The 22693-nt window shown below is 63.9% G+C and carries 21 protein-coding genes; 14 read left to right on the top strand and 7 right to left on the bottom strand.

Annotated elements, in window-relative coordinates; all coding sequences use genetic code 11:
- Window positions 1-114 precede the first annotated feature (114 nt).
- Window positions 115-2424, top strand: coding sequence for a response regulator (locus tag RA19_RS15940; protein ID WP_039164353.1), 2310 nt, complete (start codon window positions 115-117; stop codon window positions 2422-2424).
- Between the two features lie 205 nt (window positions 2425-2629).
- Here the strand turns inward: RA19_RS15940 and yaaA are convergent, their stop codons facing one another.
- The 3 genes from yaaA to RA19_RS15925 all read right to left on the bottom strand — a co-directional run bounded on the left by yaaA (window position 2630) and on the right by RA19_RS15925 (window position 5896).
- Window positions 2630-3394, bottom strand: coding sequence for a peroxide stress protein YaaA (gene yaaA, locus RA19_RS15935; RefSeq protein WP_039164351.1), 765 nt, complete (start codon window positions 3392-3394; stop codon window positions 2630-2632).
- 41 nt (window positions 3395-3435) lie between these two features.
- Entirely contained in the window at window positions 3436-5484 is a 2049-nt protein-coding gene (recQ, locus tag RA19_RS15930) for a DNA helicase RecQ (RefSeq protein WP_039164349.1), read from the bottom strand.
- Between the two features lie 124 nt (window positions 5485-5608).
- A complete protein-coding gene (locus RA19_RS15925) occupies window positions 5609-5896 on the bottom strand; it encodes a YggT family protein (RefSeq protein WP_039128614.1) in 288 nt (95 codons plus the stop codon).
- A gap of 133 nt (window positions 5897-6029) precedes the next feature.
- On the opposite strand from RA19_RS15925, the gene RA19_RS15920 reads away from it, so the two are divergent.
- The 12 genes from RA19_RS15920 (at window position 6030) to RA19_RS15865 (ending at window position 16128) form a co-directional block, all read left to right on the top strand.
- Window positions 6030-6578, top strand: coding sequence for an acyl-CoA thioesterase (locus tag RA19_RS15920; RefSeq protein ID WP_039164347.1), 549 nt, complete (start codon window positions 6030-6032; stop codon window positions 6576-6578).
- Window positions 6579-6628: 50 nt separating this feature from the next.
- Window positions 6629-7993 (top strand): MFS transporter, encoded by a 1365-nt coding sequence (locus RA19_RS15915; protein WP_039164346.1) that lies wholly within the window; start codon window positions 6629-6631, stop codon window positions 7991-7993.
- A gap of 38 nt (window positions 7994-8031) precedes the next feature.
- Complete coding sequence (mepA, locus tag RA19_RS15910) at window positions 8032-8859, top strand: penicillin-insensitive murein endopeptidase (RefSeq protein ID WP_193748285.1); 828 nt, start codon at window positions 8032-8034, stop codon at window positions 8857-8859.
- Window positions 8832-9743, top strand: a complete 912-nt coding sequence (locus RA19_RS15905) for an esterase-like activity of phytase family protein (protein WP_039164342.1) — start codon at window positions 8832-8834, stop codon at window positions 9741-9743. Before mepA ends, RA19_RS15905 begins: the two co-directional genes overlap by 28 nt.
- A gap of 194 nt (window positions 9744-9937) precedes the next feature.
- Window positions 9938-10573, top strand: a complete 636-nt coding sequence (locus RA19_RS15900; protein WP_039164340.1) for a queuosine precursor transporter — start codon at window positions 9938-9940, stop codon at window positions 10571-10573.
- 259 nt (window positions 10574-10832) lie between these two features.
- Window positions 10833-11252: an alternative ribosome rescue aminoacyl-tRNA hydrolase ArfB gene (gene arfB, locus RA19_RS15895; RefSeq protein ID WP_039164338.1), complete on the top strand. Its 420-nt coding sequence runs from the start codon at window positions 10833-10835 to the stop codon at window positions 11250-11252.
- 64 nt (window positions 11253-11316) lie between these two features.
- A complete protein-coding gene (locus tag RA19_RS15890; protein ID WP_039164336.1) occupies window positions 11317-12063 on the top strand; it encodes an SDR family oxidoreductase in 747 nt (248 codons plus the stop codon).
- Window positions 12060-12413, top strand: coding sequence for a cupin domain-containing protein (locus tag RA19_RS15885; RefSeq protein ID WP_039164334.1), 354 nt, complete (start codon window positions 12060-12062; stop codon window positions 12411-12413). The genes RA19_RS15890 and RA19_RS15885 overlap by 4 nt, the downstream gene beginning before the upstream one ends.
- Before the next feature lie 84 nt (window positions 12414-12497).
- Window positions 12498-13523, top strand: coding sequence for a P1 family peptidase (locus RA19_RS15880; protein ID WP_039164332.1), 1026 nt, complete (start codon window positions 12498-12500; stop codon window positions 13521-13523).
- Window positions 13524-13632: 109 nt separating this feature from the next.
- Complete coding sequence (locus RA19_RS15875) at window positions 13633-14094, top strand: c-type cytochrome (protein ID WP_039164330.1); 462 nt, start codon at window positions 13633-13635, stop codon at window positions 14092-14094.
- A gap of 154 nt (window positions 14095-14248) precedes the next feature.
- Entirely contained in the window at window positions 14249-14791 is a 543-nt protein-coding gene (gene idi / locus RA19_RS15870) for an isopentenyl-diphosphate Delta-isomerase (protein WP_039164328.1), read from the top strand.
- Between the two features lie 80 nt (window positions 14792-14871).
- The gene (locus tag RA19_RS15865) at window positions 14872-16128 is read left to right on the top strand and encodes a flavin-dependent oxidoreductase (RefSeq protein ID WP_039164326.1); all 1257 of its coding nucleotides are present in this window, start codon (window positions 14872-14874) and stop codon (window positions 16126-16128) included.
- Between the two features lie 317 nt (window positions 16129-16445).
- Here the strand turns inward: RA19_RS15865 and glpK are convergent, their stop codons facing one another.
- The 3 genes from glpK to panB all read right to left on the bottom strand — a co-directional run bounded on the left by glpK (window position 16446) and on the right by panB (window position 19697).
- Window positions 16446-17930 carry a glycerol kinase GlpK gene (gene glpK / locus RA19_RS15860; RefSeq protein WP_039164324.1) on the bottom strand — a complete coding sequence of 495 codons (1485 nt, stop codon included), beginning with the start codon at window positions 17928-17930 and terminating at the stop codon, window positions 16446-16448.
- A 67-nt stretch (window positions 17931-17997) separates the two neighbouring features.
- Window positions 17998-18858 carry a pantoate--beta-alanine ligase gene (gene panC / locus RA19_RS15855; RefSeq protein ID WP_039164403.1) on the bottom strand — a complete coding sequence of 287 codons (861 nt, stop codon included), beginning with the start codon at window positions 18856-18858 and terminating at the stop codon, window positions 17998-18000.
- Between the two features lie 8 nt (window positions 18859-18866).
- Window positions 18867-19697, bottom strand: a complete 831-nt coding sequence (panB, locus tag RA19_RS15850; protein WP_039164322.1) for a 3-methyl-2-oxobutanoate hydroxymethyltransferase — start codon at window positions 19695-19697, stop codon at window positions 18867-18869.
- A 166-nt stretch (window positions 19698-19863) separates the two neighbouring features.
- Here panB and RA19_RS15845 point away from each other — a divergent pair, with 166 nt between their 5' ends.
- On the top strand, window positions 19864-21342 hold the full coding sequence (locus RA19_RS15845) for an ABC transporter substrate-binding protein (protein WP_039164320.1): 1479 nt from the start codon (window positions 19864-19866) through the stop codon (window positions 21340-21342).
- Window positions 21343-21445: 103 nt separating this feature from the next.
- Here RA19_RS15845 and RA19_RS15840 read toward each other — a convergent pair whose 3' ends face one another.
- Window positions 21446-22564, bottom strand: a complete 1119-nt coding sequence (locus RA19_RS15840) for an acetoin utilization protein AcuC (protein WP_039164318.1) — start codon at window positions 22562-22564, stop codon at window positions 21446-21448.
- Between the last annotated feature and the right edge of the window lie 129 nt (window positions 22565-22693).

The following is a 22693-nucleotide window of genomic DNA, read 5'->3' as shown; positions in this document are numbered from 1 at the left end:
TTAACGTCATAGCAAGATTCACCCGCGTAACACGATAGGAGCAGCCTTGCTGCCGCCTGCGCGCGGAATTTGCCGCGCGCCGTTCGTGTTTATGTATTGCCGGAGTTCGCAGGGATGAGCCTTGCAGAAAAATTAGCGGAAGAAAGGCGGGCCCGGCTTGCCGCCGAGCGGCTGCTTGAACTCAAGCAGGCCGAGCTTTCTGCCGCGAACCGCAAACTTGGCCGCCACGCTCTGGCGCTGACCAAGCAGATCGGCCAGACGCAGGCCGAAGTGGCCACCGTCCGCGACGAAAACGCCAAGGTGAAGTCTGACCTGCACACCGTGCAATCCGACCTGCACACCGCCAATGAGAAGATCGAGACCGCGGAACGGCGGCTGTGGCATTCGATCCAGGTGTTCCAGGACGGCTTTGCCTTTTTTGATTCCGACAGCAAGCTGATCGGCGCCAATACCGCCTATCTAAACATCTTCGACGGGCTTGAGGAGATCACTCCCGGTATCTCCTATACGCGCATTCTGCAGCTGCTGACCGACGAGGGGCTGATCAACACCGGGGAAATGGGCCCTGATGCCTGGCGCTCGATGATGAACGACCGCTGGCTTCTGCCCGCGCCTGCGCCAGTGGTGGTGCAGCTGTGGGACGAACGCTATCTGCGGCTGATCGACCAGCGCGGCCATGGCGGCGATGTGGTCTCGCTGGCGCTCGATATCACTTCAACGGTGCGCTACGAGAAAGAGCTGCGCGCCTCCCGCGCCCGGGCCGAGGCAGCCAACCGGGCCAAATCCGCCTTCCTTGCCAATATGAGCCACGAGATCCGCACCCCGATGAACGGGGTTGTCGGCATGGCCGAACTGCTGAGCGACACCGCTCTGGATGAGGAACAGCGGCTCTACGCCAACACGATCAAAAACTCGGGCGAAGCGCTGCTGGTCATCATCAATGACGTGCTCGACTATTCCAAGATCGAAGCCGACAAGTTGGAGCTGCACCCCGAACCGTTCGACTTAGAGCGCAGCCTGCATGAGGTGGTAATGCTGCTGCAGCCCAGCGCGCGCGACAAGGGGCTGGCGCTGCTGGTGGATTACGACCTGTTCCTGCCAACCAAATTCGTTGGCGACCCGGGCCGGATCCGTCAGGTGCTGACCAACCTGGCCGGCAACGCGGTGAAATTCACCAAGGAGGGCCATGTGACCCTGCGGGTGACCGGCATCTCCTCGCCGGAAGACAAGCAATGCGCGGTGCATGTGACCATCGAGGACACCGGCATCGGCATTCCCGAGGAAATGATCGATCACGTCTTCGGCGAGTTCAACCAGGTCGAGGACGAGCGCAACCGCAAGTTCGAAGGCACCGGGCTGGGGTTGGCGATTTCCAAGCGGCTGATCGAGATGATGGGCGGCGAGATCTGGGTCGACAGCGAAGAAGGCAAGGGCTCCTGCTTCGGGTTCCGCCTGCCGCTGCCGATGGACGGCAGCCCGGACCAGCCGGAGCCGAAGCTGCCCAGCTCCCTGCGCCATGTGCTGCTTGTGGATGATGTTCCGCTCAACTGCGAGATCCTGCAGAAACACCTGCTGATGCTGGGCATTCAGGTCACCGCGGCGGAAACCGCGGCCGCGGCCCTTTCAGCGATGCAGGACAGCGTCGATCTTGTGATCAGCGGCCACAACCTGCCGGCTCTGGACGGGCTGCAGCTGGCCAAGGACCTCAAGGCCGGCCCCTGGGCCAGTGTTCCGGTGCTGCTGCTGAATTCCAGCCCGAACGCCGCCAACGAACCTGATATCCGCCAGCTGGTGGACGGGGTGCTGCAGAACCCGGTGCCGCGGGACGATCTGTTCAACCAGCTGGCCAAGCTGGGCGCCAGCGCAGACGCAGACGCAGACGATGTGATTTCCGAACCCCGGACCGAAGCGGGAACCGCTCAGGCCGCGGCCGGGCCGGAACAGGCTGCCGCGCCCAGCAGCCCGCAAGAGCCGCACGAACTGCAAGAACCGCAAGCACGGCGGATGCGGGTGCTGGCAGCGGAGGACAACAAGACCAACCAGCTGGTGTTCCGGAAGATGGTGAAAGAGCTGAACATAGAGCTGCAATTTGCCAACAACGGGCTGGAAGCCGTAGAGGCCTTCCGTTCATTTGGCCCGGATCTGATCTTCATGGATATCTCCATGCCGATGATGGACGGCAAGGAGGCCACCGCGGAAATCCGCAGGCTTGAAGACGGAACCGGCGCCCATGTCCCGATTGTCGCGCTGACCGCGCATGCGATGACGGGCGATTCAGAGGGGATACTGGCCGCCGGACTGGATCATTACCTCACCAAACCTCTGCGTAAGGCTCTGATCCACGATAAAATCCGGACTTTCGCGCCCGATGAGGCCCAGCCGCTTGATCCTGACGGTGCAGCTGCCGCGGCAGGACAACCCTGAGCAAAGCGGCCAAGGGGCTCTATTCAGCCAGCCTTCACGGCAGTTGCCGCCAATCAGGCTCTCCCGCGCCCGCAGGCGTGCCAGCTGTGCAGGCACGCCTTTCGTGCGGCCTTGGGCCCGGCAGCGCGCAAAGCGCGCTGCCGGGCCCAGCCGGGGCGGTGCCTTCTTTGAATACGCCAAAGCGGGTGGAAGTGCTCTGGCTGCCTTAAGCCTTGCGCAGAAAAACCGGTTTGTGCGGTTCGGACATCGACGGCTGATAAGCATAGCCGCCGGTGTCGAAATCCTTCAATGCCTCGGCATCATCCAGCCGGTGCTGAATGATGTAACGCGCCATCGCGCCGCGGGCGCGCTTGGCGTAAAAGCTCACGACTTTCGGCGTGCCGTTCTTGTCTTCCATGAAGACCGGAGTGATCACCTCCGGCTTCAGGGCTTTGAGATCCACCGCACCGAAATACTCCTGGCTGGCGCAATTCACCAGAAGCCTGCTGCCAACCGCGTCCGCCTGCGCATTCAGAGCTTCGGAAATCCGGCTTCCCCAGAATTCATAAAGGTTCTTGCCGCGTGTGTTTTTCAGCCGCGAGCCCATTTCCAGCCGGTAAGGCTGCATCGCATCCAGCGGCCGCAGTACGCCATACAGACCGGAGAGGATGCGGAAATGATCCTGTGCCCAGGCCATCTCTTCGGCATCCAGCGACGCGGCTTCCAGCCCCTGATAGGTATCGCCGGCAAAGGCCAGTGCCGCCGGGCGGGTGGCACTGGCTGCCGGGTCAGCCGAGAAGTCCCGGAACCGGGTATAGTTCAGCTTGGCCAGATCCTCGCTGATGTGCATCAGCTTCATCAAATCCGCCACGGATTGCCCGCGGGCCACATCTGCCAGTTCCACCGAGTCATCGTGGAGCTGCGGCCAGGTCATCTCCTGATCCCGTTCTGCCCAGTCCAGCTTCTTGGCCGGAGAGGTTACTACCAGCATCTCTGCCCCCTCAGATAACACGCATTGTTCTTGGCGCGACCCTAGCCCGCGCCGCGCAGGACGTCCAGAAACGCCGAGGCGAAACGTTCGGCGCGGCGCTCCCCTAACAGCCTTGTGATGCCCGCTTCGTCATCCACGCGCATCTGCGCCACCTTAGCCAGCAGCGAGGCCGAGCAGGTCAAAGGCTTCAGCGTGCCGCAGTCCCCGCGCGAAAGCTGCGCCTGCACTTCCAGGAGCGCGTCGTAGACCGAGCCCGCCTCGCGCCCGGCCAGCTTGCGACGGGCGGGATGCAGCTGCTCAGCAGCGCCCGTGATGACGCCGAGGAAATCATCGCCGTAGCGTTCCAGCTTCTTGGCGCCGACGCCGTTGATGCGGGCCATCTGGTCAAGGGTTTCCGGACGCATCTCTGCCATCTCAATGAGGGTGCGGTCGGGGAAAATCACATAGGCCGGCACTTTCTGTGCCTCCGCCAGCGCCCGCCGCTTGGCCTTCAGCGCCGACAGCAGCGGCGCGTCCTCTTCCGAGACCAGTGCCTTCACTGCCGGGCGGCGGTCGGCCTTGCGGATGGTGTCCTTGCGCAAGCTGATCTGCTGCTCGCCGCGCAAAACCGGCTGCGCGGCCTCGGTAAAGCGCAGGGCGCCGTGGCGTTCCGGGTCGGGGCGCAAGAGGTCGTGCCCCATCATCTGCCGGAACACCGCCTGCCATTCGCGTTTGCTGTATTCCTTGCCGCAGCCGAAAACCGAGAGCTGGTCGTGGCGGCGTGCCTGCACCCGCTCGGTTTCATTGCCCAGCAAGATGTCGATCAGATGGCCTGAGCCGAACCATTCCTCGGTCCTGAGCACCGCCGACAGCGCCTTCCTCACCGCTGTTGTGCCGTCGAACACATCCGCCGGCGTGTCGCAGAGATCGCAATTGCCGCAAGGCTCTGCCTCCTCGCCGAAATAGCCCAGCAGCTTCTGGCGGCGGCAGTGCAGCGCCTCGGCCAGTCCCAGCAGCGCATTGAGCCGGGCATGATCGGCGGCGCGGCGTTCCGGCGGGGCGAGGCCCTCGTCAATCTGCGAACGGCGCAGGCGGATATCGTCGGGGCCGAACAGGGTGAGGGTTTCCGCAGGGGCGCCGTCGCGGCCGGCGCGGCCGATTTCCTGGTAATAGGCCTCGATGCTTTTCGGCAGGTCGGCATGGGCAACCCAGCGGATGTCGGGCTTGTCGATGCCCATGCCAAAGGCAACGGTGGCGACCACGATCAGACCATCCTCTCGGGCAAAGCGGGTTTCGACAAAGCGGCGGTCTTCGGGGTCCATGCCGCCGTGGTAGAAACAGGCGGAATGGCCGGCCTCGCGCAGGGCGGCCGAGAGCGCTTCGGTCTTGGCGCGGGTGCCGCAGTAGACAATGCCCGACTGGCCCTTGCGGGCGGCGGCGAACTCCAGGATCTGGCGGCGGGGGCTGTCCTTGGCGCCGAAGGCCAGGTGGATGTTGGGCCGGTCAAAACCGCGCAGGAAGCTGCGGGGGGCATCGCCGTCGAACAGCTTCTGGACAATCTCTTCCTGGGTTTCCTGGTCCGCGGTTGCCGTGAAAGCCGCCAATGGCACGTCCAGCGCCTGACGCAGCTCACCAATGCGGAGGTAGTCGGGGCGGAAGTCGTGGCCCCATTGGCTGACGCAATGGGCCTCGTCCACCGCAATCAGGCTGACGCCGATGCGGCGCAGCATGCCCATAGCGGCGCCAGAGGCGAGACGTTCGGGCGCCATGTAGAGGAGTTTCAACCGGCCGGCCTCGATGGCTTCCCAGACCAGTTCAGTTTCTTCTTCGGTATTGCCGGATGTGAGGGCGCCTGCGGCAACACCTGCCTCTTGCAATGCCCGCACTTGGTCACGCATCAAAGCGATGAGGGGCGAGATAACCACGGTAATGCCGTCGCGCAAAAGCGCTGGCAGCTGGTAGCACAAGGACTTGCCGCCGCCCGTCGGCATGATTGCCAGCACGTTTTCCCCGGCCGTTACGGCGTCGACAATTTCCTCCTGCCCGGGGCGGAAGGCATCAAAGCCGAAGATCTCGCGCAGGATGGGTGCGGCGCCTGACAGCTCTGTCATGGGGCGGGGGGCCTCGTGGTGGTGGTCTGCTCTTTATGGCAGGCACAATCCCACAGGAGGCATGGGGCGGCAAGGGCCGCCAGGCAAAAGCCCGGCGAAAGCCGCCGGGCCGGAGGAGTTCAGATCAGTAGAACGCCGAGATATTGTTCACCAAGATGATGCGCACGGCATAAACCGCGATCAGCACCACCAGCGGTGCCAGGTCGATGCCGCCCATATTGGGCATCAGGCGGCGCACCGGGGCATAGAGCGGTTCCAGGATCCGGTTCAGCATGTACCAGATCTGCGCCACCAGCTGCTGGTGCAGGTTCAGGACCTGGAAGTTGATCAGCCAGCTCATGATCACATGGGCAATGATGAAGAACCAGACGATGTCCAGGATCAGCATCAGGATTTGGAACAGCGAAACCATCTGTATTTCCCTTTTTCGAACAGCCTCACAGGTAAGCAGCCTGCAGGAAATACGCAAGGCTTCCGCGAGGTTGCGGTTGACGCGCTGTAAACGGGTGGCATCACGGGCACATGGCAACAAGGAGCCTCTGCCCATGTACCCGATTGTCCGCCTAATCAAGGATACCGTGCTGGCCAGCCGGATGGCGCCGCTGGAGATCACCGGGCTGCATGTCTCAAGCCACATCTGCTGGCCCTGGGATCTGGACATGTGGATGGAGCTGAACAACGGCCGCACCATGACGTTGTATGACTTGGGGCGCACCATGCTGGCGCAGCGGGTGGGGCTGATCAAGGCGCTGCGCCAGCAGCGCTGGGGGCTAACGGTGGCGGGCTCCTCAGTACGCTACCGGCGCCGCATCCGCGGGTTCGAGAAGTTCGAGATGCGCAGCCGCGCGGCCGGGTGGGACGAAAAGTTCATCTACGTTGAGCAGTCCATCTGGAAGAAAAACGGCGAGTGCGCCAGTCATGTCATGCTGCGCACGGCGGTGACGGACCGCAGCGGCATCGTGCCGCCAGCGCGTGTGCTGGAGGCGCTGGGGCATGATGCAGCGGCTTCGCCTGAATTGCCCGAGTGGATCCGGAACTGGTGCCAAGCGGATGCCGGCCGGCCCTGGCCGCCGATGCAGGACGGGCTTGCCTAGGCCCCTGCCCGCCTGTCATACCTGAAAGCAACTATAACAAGAGGCCGGGTATGCAGCAGATATCCACGCGCAAGCGCATCTGGGGATGGTGGTTCTTTGACTGGGCCAGCCAGCCGTATCAGACACTGCTTGTGACCTTTGTCTTCAGCCCGTTCTTTGCCGCCGTGGCAGCGGAGTATTTCATGGGCCAAGGGGTGGAGAGCGAGGCCGCCAAGGCGCAGGCGCAGACCGTCTGGTCGATGTGCCTGACCGTGACCGGGCTGATCATCGGCTTCGGGGCGCCGTTCCTGGGGGCGCTGGCTGATATCACCGGCCGCCGCCTGCCCTGGATCATGATGTTCTCGCTGATGTATCTGATCGGCGCCTGGGGACTGTGGTTCATGGATCCGGGCGGCTCGAACCTGTGGTGGATGCTGGTCAGTTTCGGCTTCGGCTTCATCGGCGCCGAATTCGCCCTGATCTTTATCAACGCGCAGCTGCCAACGCTCGCCAGCCGCGAGGATGTCGGCGACATCTCAGGCTCGGGCTTTGCCTTTGGTTACCTCGGCGGGGTGCTGTCGCTGTTCATCATGCTGCTGTTGTTTGTCGAACAGAGCACCGGAAAAACACTGATCGGGCTGAGCCCTGCCCTGGGCCTGGACGCTGAAGCACGCGAAGGCACCCGGGCGGTCGGGCCCTTTGTCGCGATCTGGTTTGCCGTCTTCATGATCCCCTACTTCCTGTGGGTGAAGGACCGCGGTGCAACCGGGCGCAAGGCGAGCCTGGGCAAGGCCTGGCAGAAGGTGGTCAAGCTGGTCTCGGGCCTGCGCCACCGGCTGAGCCTGGCAAGCTACCTTGGCTCCTCGATGTTCTACCGGGACGCGCTGAACGGGCTATACGGATTTGGCGGCGTTTACGCCAAGCTGGTGCTGGGCTGGGAGATCACCCTGATCGGCATCTTCGGCATTGTTGCCGCTTTTGCCGCCACAGTTTTCAGCTGGCTGGGCGGCAAAGCGGACAGGCGGTTCGGTCCGAAGCCAGTGATCATCACCTCGATCCTGATCCTGTCGCTTGTCTGCCTGATCATCGTTTCCATGTCGCGCACCCAGATCTTCGGCATCGGCCTGGCCGAGGGATCAGGCCTGCCGGATGCGGTGTTCTTTGGCTGCGGCGTGCTGATCGGCGGCTTCGGCGGCATCCTGCAATCGGCCAGCCGCAGCCTGATGGTGCGCCACACCAGCCCGGCCAATGCCACCGAGAGCTTTGGCCTGTTTGGCCTGTCGGGCCGCGCCACCGCTTTTTTGGCACCGATGCTGATCGGGGTGGCGACCACGGTGACCGGCAGCGCCCGGCTGGGGATCACCCCGGTGATCGCGCTGTTTCTGATCGGATTGGTACTGTTGTTCTGGGTTCAAGCAGAAGGAGATCAGGAGTGAGACTGTTCCTTGCCATATTTTTAGCGGTTGCTGGTTTTATGAGTCCGGCAAGCGCGCAGACCCCCGCCAAGGCGCTGTTCGGGGCCAAGCCCAGCGCCTCGCAGCAAAAGCCCGCCCCGTTTGGCTCTTATGCCAAGGGCTGCGTGGCCGGCGCCGCGCAACTGCCTGAGACCGGCCCCACCTGGCAGGCGATGCGCCTTAGCCGCAACCGCAACTGGGGCCACCCGGAAGCGGTGGATTTCGTAAAGGATCTCAGCCGCTTTGCCGCCACCCAGCCCGGCTGGAAGGGGCTCTATATCGGTGACATCAGCCAGCCGCGCGGCGGGCCTATGCTGTCGGGTCACCGAAGCCACCAGATCGGCCTCGATATCGACATCTGGATGCGCCCGCCGGACCGGCTGAACCTCAGCCGCAGCGCACGCGAAAACATCTCCTCAATCTCCATGCGCCGGGCCAAAGGGGCCTATGTAAATGCCAGCTGGACCCGCGCCCATCACGAGATCCTCAAGGCAGCCGCACAGGACAAGCGGGTGGCCCGGATCTTTGTCTTCCCCGGCGCCAAGGTGCAGATGTGCAACGATGAGAAGGGCGACCGGCGCTGGCTGCGCAAGATCCGGCCCTGGTGGGGGCACCACTACCACTTCCACGTGCGGCTCAACTGCCCGCGCGGCGCCCGCGGCTGCGTGGATCAGGCCGCCCCGCCCAAGGGCGACGGCTGCGCCGATGCCCAGCGCTGGGTCAATGACATTCTGAACCCGCCGCCGCCGAAACCGGTTGACCCGAACGCGCCAAAGCCTAAACCGAGACGCGACTACACCCTCGCGGACCTGCCCAAGCAATGCGCCTCCGTTCTGCAATCAAACTGATCCTGGCTCTGGCCGCGGCTGGCTGTCTTGCGGCAGCCGCCTATGCCGCGAACCGCCCTGGCGCCGCCGCGGGCGAGGCGCGGTTTCTGGGCAGTTTCACCTGGAAACTGAACCAGCCCTGGTTCGGCGGCTTCTCTGCGCTGAAGCTCAGCAACGATGGCAACGCGATGACCGTGCTCAGCGACCGCGCCACACTGGTGACAACAGCAATCCAGCGCAAGCAGGGTCTGATCTCAGGCATCACCACCCAGCAAGCCCACGGGCTGCGGGCGTCAACCGGCAAAACGCTCCGAGGCTTTGCCGGCGACAGTGAAGGCCTGGCGGTGGCCAAAGACGGCAGCCGCTACATCTCCTTTGAAGGCGCCGCCCGCGTCGCCCGCTACCTGCACCCCGGAGCCCCGGCCAAGGTGCTGCCGCGCCCCAAAGCGTTCCGAAAGCTGCCGCCGAACAAGTCGCTGGAAACCCTGGCCATCGACCGCCGCGGCCGTCTCTATACCTTGCCGGAGCGGGCTTTGGACAGCCAAGGGCAGATCCCGGTCTGGCGCTGGAACGGAGACCGCTGGTCGCGGCCTTTCTCCTTGCCGCCTCAGGGAGGTTTCTTGCCGGTGGATGCAGATTTCGGCCCCGACGGGCGGCTTTACCTGCTGGAGCGCGACTTTACCCTCTTCGGTTTCCGCAGCCGCTTGCGCCGCTGGGACATCACAGCGGCAGGGCCGGCAAACGAAGCCGTCCTGCTGCAAACCCGGGCGGGAACCCATGACAATCTCGAAGGCCTGTCGGTCTGGCGCACCCGGAATGGGGAGCTGCGCGCGACCATGGTGTCAGACGACAATTTCCTGCCGCTGCAGCGCACGGAACTTGTGGAATACGCCCTGCCCCGCTGACAGGCGCCAACCGCGCCGCGGCAGCGGCGCCACGCCCAACTGCAACGCGCATTCTTTGAATGCGGCGGCGCAGGCGGGAGCGCTCCGGCTGCTGGAATGCGCTTGCTCAAACCACCGCTCCGGTCTAGACGGGGCCGCTTCCCGCACAAGCGGGACAAGTCTCCGCGACCTCGTCTAAAAAACGGATCCGAAAAATGAGCCGCGCCCATATCCCCGGCATTCTTGCCATGGCCGCCGTTGTGGCGGCCTCGAACATCCTGGTGCAATTCCTGTTCGGTCAATGGCTGACCTGGGGCGCCTTCACCTATCCCATCGCCTTCCTGGTCACCGATGTGATGAACCGGGTCTACGGCACAGCTGCCGCCCGCAAGGTGGTCTTCGCGGGTTTCATCGCGGGGGTGATCTGCTCGCTGATCGGCACCCAAATCATGCTGCAGGGCGACGGCTTCACCTATCCGGCGGTCACCCTGCGCATCGCCATCGGATCGGGCGCCGCTTTCCTCACCGCGCAGCTGCTGGATGTCGCTGTGTTCTCCGCACTGCGCGAAGGGAAATGGTGGCGGGCGCCCTTGGCGTCCACTCTGATCGGCTCCTCGGTGGACACCGCCTTGTTTTTCACCATCGCCTTTTCCGGAACGCTCAGCTGGCTGGAACCAGCAAATGACATCTCCTGGGCCGCTGAGGCCCTGCCGCTGCTGGGCGCGGGCCCGGTGGCGCCGCTCTGGGTGTCCCTCGCCGTGGCGGACTGGCTGGTGAAATTGTCGCTTGCCCTCCTCGCCCTTGTGCCCTTCCGCATCATCGTGCGTAAGCTCACCGTAAAGACCACATGATTTTGTTTTGACATTAACCGAATCTGTGGCAGGCTGAGGGCACACGAAACATTCAGAAAGGAGGTGCCCATTGTCTAGAGAAGCTATGGAGAGCAGTGCCGGAACAGTTCAGAAGGAGTGCGGCCGAGGCAGCCCTTGGCGCGTATAGAACTTTGAATTGGTGCTGACCTAACCGGTGCACCTCCTATCATCTCGAAGGGCTGTTCCCGCGTGTGGGAGCGGCCCTTTCGCTTTCAATGCTGCCCTGCAATAACCAGCCATGATCCGCATCAACGACCAAATCATCCTGCAAGACTGGGAAATGACCGAGAGCTTCATGCGCGCCTCGGGCCCAGGCGGGCAGAATGTGAACAAGGTGGCCACGGCAGTTGAGCTGCGGTTCGAGGCGGCCCGCTCGCCTGCGCTCGCGCCTGCGGTCAAATCCCGGCTGAAACGGTTGGCCGGGCGGCGCTGGACCAAAGAAGGCGCCATCATCCTGCAATGCGACGAGACCCGCTCGCAGCAAAGAAACCGCGAGATTGTGCGTGAACGGCTGGCCGAACTGGTGCGCAAGGCGCTGGTGGCACCCAAGCGGCGGATTGCCACCAAACCCACCCGCGGTTCGGTCAAACGCCGGCTGGAGGCCAAGAAGCAGCGCGGCGAGCTGAAAGCGACGCGCGGTAAGATCGACCCGGACTGACTTGGGATTGCGCCGCCGCCCGGCCCGGCCCATTCTGGCGCCAGGCAATTCAGGAGGGAAAACCATGCGGCTGGAAGGAAAAACCGCCATCGTGACCGGCGGTGCCTCGGGGTTCGGCGCGGGCATCGTCCGGAAGTTCCTGACTGAGGGTGCCCGGGTGATGATCGCAGACATCAACGGGGCCGCGGCAGAGGAAATGGCCGCAGGCCTGGGCAGCCATGCCTTGGCGCAAACCGTGGATGTCTCTGACCGCGCCTCGGTCAATGCCATGGCTGAGGCCGCGCTGGACGCCTTCGGACACCTCGACATCCTGGTCAACAACGCAGGTGTCACCCATCTGCCTGCCCCGCTGGAGGACATCACCGAGGACGACTTTGACCGGGTGATGGGCGTCAACATGAAATCGGTCTACCTGACAGCCCGTGCGCTGGTACCGCATATGAAGGCACGCCAGGCTGGAGCAATCCTAAATGTCGCCTCCACCGCCGGTGTCTCGCCGCGGCCTAACCTCAATTGGTACAACGCCTCCAAGGGCTGGATGATCACCGCCACCAAGACCATGGCGGTCGAACTCGCCCCGCATGGGGTGCGGGTCAACGCGATCAACCCGGTGGCGGGCGAAACCCCGCTTTTGAAATCCTTCATGGGCGAGGACACCCCGGAGCGGCGTGCCCAGTTCTTGTCAACCATCCCGATTGGCCGGTTCTCAACGCCCGAAGATATGGGCAACGCCGCCTGCTACCTGTGTTCAGATGAGGCAAGCATGGTGACCGGCGTCGCCATGGAAGTGGACGGAGGCCGCTGCATATGAAACCCGTGAACCTGGCCGAGAAGCTGGCGATGTTCTCCAGCCATTGGGACCCGCATGTGGTGGCGGATTACAACGGCAACGACGTGATGGTGGTGAAGTTCCAGGGCGAATTTCCCTTTCATGTCCACCCCGACACCGATGATTTCTTCCTAGTGCTCGAAGGCGAAATGGTGATGGAGATCGAAGGCCAGCCGCCCCAGACCGTGCGCCAGGGCGAGTTGTTCGTGGTACCCAAAGGCGTTACCCACCGCCCCCGAGCCGCGCAGGAATGCAAGGTGCTGCTGATCGAACCCAAGGGCGAGCCAAACAGCGGCGACCCGGCAACCGCAGCCCCCAAACCGCGGATTTGACCTCCTGCTTTCCTCTTGCTTCAAATATCCCCGCCGGAGGCAGCGCGCCAAGGCGCGCATTGGCAAAACAAAGGACCGATCGCAATGATCCCCGGCTCCCGAAACCTGATCACCGACGTGCCCGGCATCCAAGTTGGCAACGCCCAGGACGCACTGCTGAAATCCGGCACCACGGTTCTGACTGCTGATCAGCCTTTCACCGCCTCGGTGCATGTGATGGGCGGCGCGCCGGGCACGCGGGAGACCGACCTGCTGGCGCCGGACAAATCGGTAGCAAAGATCGACGCCTTGGTTCTGTCTGGCGGTTCCGCTTTCGGGCTGGATGCCTGTTCCGGCGTGATGGACGCGCTGCGGGCACAAGACCGCGGCTTTCCAGTTGGCCCTGCGCGGGTGCCGCTGGTGCCGGGGGCAATCCTGTTCGACCTGCTGAACGGCGGCAGCAAAGACTGGGGCGAAAACCCCTACCGCGCCCTAGGGCGGGCCGCGTTTGACTCGGCTTCGGAAGATATCAAGCTGGGCACCGCTGGCGCGGGAGCCGGTGCCACGACGGCCATGCTCAAGGGCGGGCTGGGCTCGGCCTCGCTGGTGCTGGAGAGCGGCGCCACAGTTGGCGCATTGGTTGCGGCCAACCCGATGGGCTCGGCGACTACGCCGGGGGACAGGCACTTCTGGGCCGCGCCGTTCGAAATTGATGGCGAGTTCGGCGGGCTGGGTCCCGACCCCGCGGCCGGGCTGGGACGGCAGCTGCCCAGCCGTAAGATTGCCGCCATGACCCGGCAAAGCGGCGGTGCGGTACTGCCTGAAGAGCGCGCCAATACTACCATTGCCATCGTCGCCACCGATGCCGCCCTGACCAAGGCGCAATGCCAGCGCCTGGCCATGGCAGCGCATGACGGGATCGGCCGCGCCATTGTGCCGGCCCATATGCCCGGCGACGGCGATCTGGTGTTTGCCGCCAGTACCGGCGCCCGCCCGGCCGCAAACCCGGAGGCAGAGCTGTCCTCGCTCTGCCACGCCGCGGCACTGTGCCTGTCCCGCGCCATCGCCCGCGCGGTCTATCTCGCCCGGCCCGAGTCCGGCGACCTGCTGCCCTGCTGGGCGGCCCCCTGAACAACCGCGGCTTTCTGCCGGGACTTTGACGCGCGTCAAACTGCCGGTTGACACCGCGGGCTATTGAACCATGAGTCACACGTGCCAACTCAAAACCGGAGCAAGCAATATGAAACCTCTGATGACTGCCGCCATTCTCGGCCTCCTCGCCGCCCCCGCCTTTGCCGAAGGCGACCCGGCCAAGGGGGAGAAGGGGTTCAACAAATGCAAATCCTGCCACACCGTCACCTCGGATGCGGGCGACGTGATCGTCAAAGGCGGCAAGACCGGCCCCAACCTGTGGGGCATTGCCGGGCGCACCGCAGGCACTGTCGAAGGGTTCAAATACAGCAACGACCTGACCGCCGCCGGTGAAGCGGGCCTGGTCTGGGACGAAGAGAAATTCGTGGCCTTCACCACCGACCCCAAGAAATTCCTGCAGGCGGAAACCGGCAACTCCAAGGCCAAATCGAAAATGTCCTTCCGCCTGAAGAAAGGCGGCGAGGATATCTTTGCCTTCCTGGCGGCCAATGGGCCTGCTCCGGCGGAAGAGCCCGCAGCGGAGGAAAGCGCAGAGGCAGCCTCCGAATAAACCTGGAGCAGCCAGCGGAACGGCTACAAAGCCGCGGCATTTTCGCCGCGGCTTTTCGCGTAATTGCTTTCGTAACCTGCAGGCGGTAGCGGTAGAAGACGGATTTTGCGAAATGCGGCATGCCGCACCATTTGAACACCGTCACGGAAACAGCATGAGCCACATGATCCCCGCCTGGGTGAACGGCGATTTGACACCGGTTGACAAGCTCGCAGCGCATGAGCGCGGGCTGAAGCACAAGGCGGTCTCCGTCTTTGTGGTGAAAGGCGTGGAAATCCTGATGCAGCGGCGGGCGATGGGCAAATACCACACCCCGGGCCTGTGGGCGAACACCTGCTGCACCCATCCGATGTGGGACGAGCAGCCCTCGGCCTGCGCGGTGCGGAGGATGCAGGAGGAGCTGGGGATCAGCGGCCTGTATCCTGAATTCCGCCATCACCTGGAATACCGCGCCGATGTCGGCAACGGGCTGGTCGAGCATGAGGCGGTCGACGTCTTCCTGGCCCATGTGCACCGGCCTCTGAACGTGACACCCAACCCCGACGAAGTGATGGAAACCCGCTGGGTCGACTACCACGACCTGCTTGCCGAGGTCAGCCGCCACCCCGAACGCTTCACCCCCTGGCTCAAGATCTACCTGCACAACTACGCCGATGTGATTTTCGGACCCGACCTGATCATTGCCGGCAGGCGCTGAGCAGGCGCCCCGCCCGCTTCCGCTTGATCGCGCACCCGGCCTGTGTTCCTCTGCGCTCGAAAATAGGAGGCACACTTATTATGACCATTCTCATCGCTGGCGGCGGCATCGCGGGCCTGAGCCTCGGCCTCACGCTGCATCAAATCGGCGTGCCGTTTCATATCTATGAAGCGGCCGAGCGGCTGGAGCCGCTGGGTGTAGGCATCAACTTACAGCCCAATGCGGTGCGGGAGCTTTTCGACCTCGGGCTGGAGCGGGAGCTGGATGGCATCGGGGTGAGAACCCGGCAGCTGGGGTTTTACAGCAAGCTGGGCAAGACGATCTGGGAAGAGCCGCGCGGCACCTGGGCGGGCTATGCCTGGCCGCAGTATTCGGTGCACCGGGGCAAACTGCAGATGATGCTGTACCGCGCGCTGGTTGAGCGCGCCGGGCCTGAGTGTATTACCACCGGTGCCCAGGCTGCCGGTTTCGAGACCAGCAGTGCCGGCGCTGCACTGCTGCTGCAGGACGGGCGGCGGGCCGGCGGCAGGATGGCCGTTGCCGCGGATGGCATTCACTCGGCGCTGCGGGCGCAGATGGTGCCGGATGAAGGCGCTCCCATCTGGAACGGCCGCATTCTGTGGCGCGCCACCACCCGCGCGCCGGAGGTCAAGGGCGGAGCGGCGATGGCCATGATCGGCCATGACCATCTGCGGCTTGTGGCCTATCCGATCTCTCAGCCGGATGCAGATGGCACTGTCACCATGAACTGGATTGCGGAGAAACAATTTGATCCATCATCGCCCTGGCGCAGGGAAGACTGGAACCGCCCGGCCGACATCACGGAGTTTCTGCCGGACTTCGAAAGCTGGCGCTTCGGCTGGATTGATGCTCCGGATCTGATCCGCGGCGCAGAGGCGGTTTATGAATACCCGATGGTGGACCGCGATCCTCTGGAGACATGGACGCAAGGCAATGTAACGCTGATGGGCGATGCCGCCCATCCGACCTATCCCATCGGCTCCAACGGCGCGAGCCAGGCGATCGTGGATGCCCGGGTGATCGGAGCAAAGCTGCTGAAGCACGGGGTGACGCCCAGCGCCTTGCAGGCCTATGAGGCCGAAGTGCGGCCGCTGGCCACGGCGGTTGGGCTTGCAAACCGCGCAGGCGGCGGGCCGGATGCGGTGCTGCAGCAGGTCGAAGACCTGTGCCGCGGCGATTTTCAGGACATCAGCGAAGTGATCCCGCAGCCGGACCTGGCCGCCCATGCCGCCAAGTACAAATCCATTGCCGGCTTCTCCATCGAAGACCTGAACGCCCGTCCCCCAACCATTCCGGCAGGTGCCCGCATCTGCTGAGGAAGCACTCCCGCGCCTGTGCCGCTGCATCGAAGATGCCGCAGCTAGCCTTGGGTCCGGCGCCGCCCTGGCGGGCGGCGTGCGCCTGCGGCGAACCGCAGGGCAAGGGCGGCACGGCCGCCGCGCCGCGGGCTCGGTTCAAACTAGAGGCGGGGCTCGCCGCACCCATGTTTGGCAAGGCACGTTATGGGCAGGCCTGCCCTTGGATCGCTTCGCAGCAAAAAAGGACAGCGCCGTGCAAAGCACGGCGCCACGCCCAACTGCGCAGGCACATTCTTTGAATGTGGCGGAACAGGCGGGAGTACTTCCCCTCCGCTTCACACCCCAATCACCGCCTGCACAGCACGCAGCCAGCGGGCATAGGCTGCTCCGCGCACCTCCGGCTGCATCTGCGGGGTGAACTGGCGGTCGAGCTTCCAGGTCTGAGCAAATCCCGCCTGATCCGGATAAACTCCGGCCCGCATCCCCGCCAGCCAGGCAGCGCCCAGCGCGGTGGTTTCCTGCATCACCGGGCGGTCGACAGCAGCGCCCAGGAGGTCCGACAGGCTTTGCATGGTCCAGTCGCTGGCGCTCATGCCGCCGTCAACGCGCAGGGTCACCTTAGCCTCGCCGCCCCAGTCGGCGCGCATCGCCTCCCACAGGTCGCGGGTCTGATAGGCGACGCTTTGCAGCGCGGCGCGGGAAAATTCCGCCGGTCCGGAGTTACGGGTCAAGCCAAAGACCGCCCCCTGGCAGTCCGGCTTCCAATAGGGCGCGCCGAGGCCGGTGAAGGCAGGCACCAGAACCACGTCCTGGCCAGGATCGGCCTGCAACGCCAGTTCGCCCGATTGCGATGCCTGCTCGATGATTCCGAGCCCATCGCGCAGCCATTGCACTGCCGCGCCCGCAATGAAGATTGAGCCTTCCAGCGCGTAAGTGGGTTTGCCATCCAGCTGATAGGCAATTGTGGTCAGCATCCGGTTTTTGGAGACAACCGGCGCATCGCCGGTGTTCAGCAGCGCAAAACATCCCGTGCCATAGGTCGACTTCATCATGCCCGGCTGGAAGCAGGCCTGACCGATGGTGGCGGCCTGCTGGTCGCCGGCCACACCGAGGATTGGAATCGCGCCGCCGAGGATCTCCGGATCGCTGGTGCCGAAATCGGCGGCGCTGTCCTTCACCTCAGGCAGCATCTGCTGCGGCACGTCCAGAAGATTGCTGATGGTGCGGCTCCAGCGGCCTTTGCGGATGTCATACAGCAGGGTGCGGGCGGCGTTGGTAGCGTCAGTCGCATGCGAGGCGCCGCCGGTCAGGCGCCAGATCAGGAAGGTGTCGATGGTGCCAAACAGCAGCTCGCCAGCCGCCGCCTTCTCCCTCGCGCCCGGCACTGTGTCGAGAATCCATTTCACCTTGGTGCCGGAGAAATACGGGTCCAGCAGCAGGCCTGTCCGGTCGGTCACCATTTCTTCATGTCCAGCCGAACGCAGCTCCTCGCAGATTGAAGCGGTGCGGCGGTCCTGCCAGACAATGGCGTTATGAATAGCTTTGCCAGAGGCCTTGTCCCAGACCACCGTGGTTTCGCGCTGGTTGGTAATGCCGATGCCGGCGATCTCCGCAGCAGAGACATCCAGATCCGCCATCACCTTGCGGCAGACCGCAACGGTGGTGGACCAGATCTCTTCCGGGTCATGTTCCACCCAGCCCGCCTGCGGGTAGTGCTGGCTGAACTCCTGCTGCGCCGTGCCCGCGACCTGCATGGCATCGTCAAACAAAATTGCCCGGGTCGAGGTGGTGCCCTGGTCAATCGCCAGAATATAGGTCATCTGCTGCCCTCCAGTCTCCTTTGACCGGGGACAATAAACGCAAATTCGGTACCGCTACCAGCCCTTACTAAGCGTTTAGTTCAGGAACCTCGATATTGTCGATCAGACGGACGCCGTCCATCCAGGCAGCAGCCAGCAGCCGGGCGGACCGGGAGGGGGTGTCCAGAGCTTCCAGCGTGCTGGCGCAGCGCAGATCGAAATATTCGACATCGCCAAACCCGGCATCCGCCAGCGCCTGCCGTGCGGCAGCTTCCAGCTGCGTCCAGGGTTCTCCTGCGGCAGCCTTGGCAGCCGCTTCCCGCATCGCGGCGTTCAGTGCGGCCGCCTTGGACAGCGCGCCCTCAGACAGCAGCAGATTACGCGAGGACATGGCAAGCCCCGAAGGCTCGCGCACCGTCTCGCAGCCGATCACCTCGACCGGGATGTCCAGATCACGGGCCATGCGGGTCACCACCATCAGCTGCTGGTAGTCCTTTTGGCCAAAGAACGCCTTGTCGGCGCTGGTCTGCAGGAAGAGTTTCGCCACGACCGTTGCCACCCCGTCGAAGTGGCCGGGGCGGAAGGGGCCTTCCATCACCGCGGTGATGCTGCCGCCGACCGAGACATTGGTGGCATAGCCGTCCGGATAAATCTGGTCCGGGTCCGGGCAGTAGATCAGATCGACACCTAGATGGGCGAGCTTCGCGGCATCCTCGTGTTCGGTACGCGGGTAGTTTGCCAGATCTTCCGGCTTGTTGAACTGCTTGGGGTTCACAAAGATGGTCACGATCACCCGGTCACAGGCCTGTTTGGCAGCTTCGGCCAGCGACAGGTGGCCCGCATGCAGCGCGCCCATTGTGGGCACCAGGCCAATGGTCTCGCCGTTGCGGCGCCATTCAGCCGTCTTGGCGCGCAGGTCAGACAGGCGGCGCAGGATCGGAGCGGTCATCTCAGAAGTCATCCTTTGGAGGGCGCCTGATCGGCAAAGACATGTTCGGCAGCCGGGAAGCTGCGGGCCCGCACCTCGGCGGCGTATTCGGCAATAGCGGTTTCCGCCAGCGGGCCAAGGTCGGCATAGCGTTTCACGAATTTCGGTTTGAAGGCAGTGAAGAAGCCCAGCATGTCGTCAACAACCAGGATCTGGCCGTCGCAGCCGACGCTGGCGCCGATACCGATGGTGGGGATTGCGACCTCGGCGGTGATCCTGTCAGCCAGCACCTGCGGCACTTTCTCAAGCACCACCGAGAACGCTCCGGCCTCTGCCACGGCACGCGCATCGGCCAGCACGGCCTCAGCCTGCTCCTCGCGGCCCTGCACCTTGTAGCCGCCCAGCGTGTTGATCGACTGCGGCGTGAGGCCAATATGCGCCATCACCGGGATGCCGCGCTTGACCAGGAAGCGGATGGTCTCGGCCAATTCGACGCCGCCTTCCAGCTTGACTGCGGCGCAGCCGGTCTCTGCCATCAGCCGGGCGGCGTTGCGGAATGCCTGCTGCGGGCTTTCCTCATAAGAGGCAAAGGGCATGTCGATGACCAGCATTGCCTTGTCCAGCCCGCGGGCCACCGCCAGGCCGTGCAGGATCATCATCTCCATTGTGACGGACAGGGTCGAGGTCAGACCGTGCAGCACCATACCGACGCTGTCGCCGACCAGAACAAAGTCGCAATGGGCATCCATCAACCGCGCCATCGGCGTGGTGTAGGCTGTAAGGCTCACCAAAGGCGTGCCGCCCTTGCGGGCCCGGATGTCTTCGGCGTTGGGTGCCTGTTTCTTGGCTGTTGCGCTCATGGCTTCCTGTCCGCGGTTCCTTAAGTGCGCACGGATTATCAATTAACGCCGCGTGCTTCCAGTGCGCGAAATGTCCCTAGCCCTTGATTACGCCCGGGAAAGTGGGAAACTCGTTTCCCATAAGCGCCGTTCAGGGCCCGAGTATAGCACATCAGGGAGATTTCAAATGGCATTCAAATCATTCGTTCTTGCGGCAAGTTCCGCGCTGGCCCTGATGGCGGGCAGCGCCTGGGCCAAGGACAGCGTCACCATCGCCATGCAGCTGGAGCCGCCGCATCTGGACCCGACCAGCGCCGCCGCCCAGGCCATCGACTCGGTGGTCTATTCCAATATCTTCGAGGGGCTGACCCGCTTCATGGGCGACGGTTCCGTGGTGCCGGGGCTGGCCGAGAGCTGGGAAATTTCGGAAAACGGCACCGTCTATACTTTCAAGCTGCGCGCAGGCGTGACATTCCATGACGGCAGCGCGATGGATGCGGAGGATGTGAAATTCTCGCTTGACCGTGCCCGGGCCGAAGACAGCACCAACGCGCAAAAGGCACTGTTTGCCGGGATCACCTCGGTGGAGGCCGTGGACCCGCAGACGGTAAAGGTCACGCTGGACGGGCCCAACGGCAATTTCCTGTTCAATCTGGCCTGGGGCGATGCGGTGATTGTGGCGCCTGAGAGCATTGAGGACATCAAGACCAAACCCATCGGCACCGGCGCCTATACCTTCCAGGAGTGGGTCCAGGGCGACCGCATTACCGTGGCCCGCAACCCCGACTACTGGGGCACGCAGCCGACGCTGGCCTCCGCCACCTTTAAATTCATCTCCGACCCCACCGCCGCCTTTGCTGCGATGATGGCCGAGGATATTGACGCTTTCGACAACTTCCCGGCACCGGAGAACCTGCCCCAGTTCGAGGCGGATCCCCGGTTCCAGGTGCTGGTCGGCTCGACCGAGGGCGAGACGATCCTGTCGACCAACAACAAGCAGCCGCCGTTTGACGACGTGCGGGTGCGCGAGGCTGTGGCCCATGCCATCGACCGCCAAGCAATCATCGACGGCGCAATGTTCGGCTATGGCACCCCGATCGGCACCCATTTCGCGCCGCATAACCCGGCCTACAGGGACCTGACCGGCGCGTCTTCCTTCGACCTGGATAAGGCCACGGCGCTGTTAGCCGAGGCGGGGTTTCCCGATGGGTTTGAAACCACCCTGCACCTGCCGCCGCCGTCTTATGCTCGCCGCGGCGGCGAGATCATTGCGGCGCAGCTGGCCGCCGTAGGCATCAAGGCAGAGATCATCAACGTAGAATGGGCGCAATGGCTTGAGACCGTATTCCGCGGCAAGAACTTCGGCCTGACAATCGTCAGCCATACTGAACCGATGGACATCGGTATCTATGCGCGGCCGGAGTATTACTTCCAGTATGACAGCAAAGCTTTTCAGGAACTGATGGCCAAGCTGAACGCCACCACTGACCCCGGAGCCCGGACCGCGCTGCTGCAGGAGGCGCAGGAGATGATTTCGGCAGACTACGTGAACGGCTACCTGTTTCAGCTGGCCAAACTGGGCGTCGCCAAAGCCGGGCTGCAGGGGTTGTGGGAGAATGCACCCACGGCGGCCATCGACCTGAGCGCGCTGAGCTGGGCTGAGTAAACATCACCGAACTCTTGCCCGGCGGCACTGCCGGGCAACGCCTGCCCCTTCCCGCGGGAGGGCGCTTCGCATCCGCACAGGGCCGGACTCTGCCCTCCTTGGCCTAGAGCCCGTGTCTTACCCGCAAATAGGCCACCCCTTGCCGGATCACTTGCCTGACCTCCCCGCCGCGCGGCTGGTCGCGCAGCGTGGTGAACCAATGCTCCGGCGGGTTGCGGCCCAGCCGGTTGCCGTTGAACTCCAGCCCGCGCAGGACCTTTTCACCCGCCTCTGGCAGGTGCTCTGGTATTTCAAACCCATTGAGCGTCGCCCAGACCCCTGTCCACAGCCGCCCGACCGACCACGGGTTATACCCGCCCCCGCCCAGCACCAGATAACGCGGCGCCATCCCCATAAGCGCCCGTACTACCGCCCAATGCGCGTTGTTTGACAGATCCAGATGCGGCAGCGGGTCTTCGGTCACCGCATCTGCCCCGCATTGCAGCACAATGGCATCCGGCGCAAAAGCTTCGACTGCGGGCAGGATCAGTTCGTCGCGCACATGGGCCATCTCGTCATCGTTGAAGCCGCGCGGCACCGGCAGGTTCAGGGCCGAGCCTCCAGCGTCCTCCATCAGCGTTCCTGTCTTGGGCCAGAGGTTTTCCTCATGCACCGAGATCATCAGCACGTCAGGGTCGCCGGCAAAGCCATGCTCCACCCCGTCGGCATGATGCGCATCGATATCCACATAGGCGATCCGCTGCGCGCCGTGGTGGCGCAGCGACAGCATCGCCAGCACCGGATCGTTCAGGTAGCAGAAGCCGTTGGCCCGGTCCGGCATCCCGTGATGGGTGCCGCCCGCCGGGTTGTAGACCACGCCGCCATTGGCCAACAGCTCGCCCGCCAGGATCGAGCCGCCCGCAGCCGTGGCCGGGCGGCGGAAGATTTCCGGGAACACCGGGTTGGAGATGGTGCCCAATTGGTGCCGCGCGCGGACCTCCTCGCTCACCCCCTGTGCAGCCTCTGCCGCCTGAAGAGCCGAGACATACTCCGGCGTGTGCCAGGCAGTCAGCGCCGCCGCTTTGGCCTGGGGTGAGTTCACATAGACCTCATCCGGCAGCCAGCCCAGCGCCCGCGACAGATCCATCACCGTTGAAACGCGCGGCACGCGCAAAGGGTGCGTGCGCCCGTATGAGGAGCCGCGGTAGATTTCCGATCCAATGAACAGAGGCTTGGCAAGCATTTGCCAGTGATACCCCGCTCCTGCCCCGGCAAGAAAGAGCCCAATCAGTATTCCAGCCGCCCATCCGTTGCACACATTGCACGCATTTCGCACACCTCTGGATCCGAAATGCACCAACCCTCTGACATG

Origin of the sequence: Leisingera sp. ANG-M1 (genome assembly GCF_000813745.1) — a bacterium.
GTDB lineage: Bacteria > Pseudomonadota > Alphaproteobacteria > Rhodobacterales > Rhodobacteraceae > Leisingera.
This window is presented reverse-complemented; position numbering and strand designations above follow the sequence as displayed.

Bases quoted from the DNA above. Each gene is read 5' to 3' on its own strand.
- RA19_RS15920 (WP_039164347.1), top strand. From the start codon at position 6,030: ATGTACCCGATTGTCCGCCTAATCAAGGATACCGTGCTGGCCAGCCGG.
- RA19_RS15915 (WP_039164346.1), top strand. From the start codon at position 6,629: ATGCAGCAGATATCCACGCGCAAGCGCATCTGGGGATGGTGGTTCTTT.
- glpK (WP_039164324.1), bottom strand. From the start codon at position 17,930: ATGACCTATATTCTGGCGATTGACCAGGGCACCACCTCGACCCGGGCA.
- RA19_RS15845 (WP_039164320.1), top strand. From the start codon at position 19,864: ATGGCATTCAAATCATTCGTTCTTGCGGCAAGTTCCGCGCTGGCCCTG.
- RA19_RS15900 (WP_039164340.1), top strand. From the start codon at position 9,938: ATGAGCCGCGCCCATATCCCCGGCATTCTTGCCATGGCCGCCGTTGTG.
- recQ (WP_039164349.1), bottom strand. From the start codon at position 5,484: ATGACAGAGCTGTCAGGCGCCGCACCCATCCTGCGCGAGATCTTCGGC.
- RA19_RS15940 (WP_039164353.1), top strand. From the start codon at position 115: ATGAGCCTTGCAGAAAAATTAGCGGAAGAAAGGCGGGCCCGGCTTGCC.
- RA19_RS15905 (WP_039164342.1), top strand. From the start codon at position 8,832: ATGCGCCTCCGTTCTGCAATCAAACTGATCCTGGCTCTGGCCGCGGCT.
- RA19_RS15875 (WP_039164330.1), top strand. From the start codon at position 13,633: ATGAAACCTCTGATGACTGCCGCCATTCTCGGCCTCCTCGCCGCCCCC.
- yaaA (WP_039164351.1), bottom strand. From the start codon at position 3,394: ATGCTGGTAGTAACCTCTCCGGCCAAGAAGCTGGACTGGGCAGAACGG.
- mepA (WP_193748285.1), top strand. From the start codon at position 8,032: ATGAGTCCGGCAAGCGCGCAGACCCCCGCCAAGGCGCTGTTCGGGGCC.
- RA19_RS15890 (WP_039164336.1), top strand. From the start codon at position 11,317: ATGCGGCTGGAAGGAAAAACCGCCATCGTGACCGGCGGTGCCTCGGGG.
- RA19_RS15925 (WP_039128614.1), bottom strand. From the start codon at position 5,896: ATGGTTTCGCTGTTCCAAATCCTGATGCTGATCCTGGACATCGTCTGG.
- RA19_RS15885 (WP_039164334.1), top strand. From the start codon at position 12,060: ATGAAACCCGTGAACCTGGCCGAGAAGCTGGCGATGTTCTCCAGCCAT.
- arfB (WP_039164338.1), top strand. From the start codon at position 10,833: ATGATCCGCATCAACGACCAAATCATCCTGCAAGACTGGGAAATGACC.
- panB (WP_039164322.1), bottom strand. From the start codon at position 19,697: ATGAGCGCAACAGCCAAGAAACAGGCACCCAACGCCGAAGACATCCGG.
- RA19_RS15880 (WP_039164332.1), top strand. From the start codon at position 12,498: ATGATCCCCGGCTCCCGAAACCTGATCACCGACGTGCCCGGCATCCAA.
- RA19_RS15840 (WP_039164318.1), bottom strand. From the start codon at position 22,564: ATGCTTGCCAAGCCTCTGTTCATTGGATCGGAAATCTACCGCGGCTCC.
- RA19_RS15865 (WP_039164326.1), top strand. From the start codon at position 14,872: ATGACCATTCTCATCGCTGGCGGCGGCATCGCGGGCCTGAGCCTCGGC.
- panC (WP_039164403.1), bottom strand. From the start codon at position 18,858: ATGACCGCTCCGATCCTGCGCCGCCTGTCTGACCTGCGCGCCAAGACG.
- idi (WP_039164328.1), top strand. From the start codon at position 14,249: ATGAGCCACATGATCCCCGCCTGGGTGAACGGCGATTTGACACCGGTT.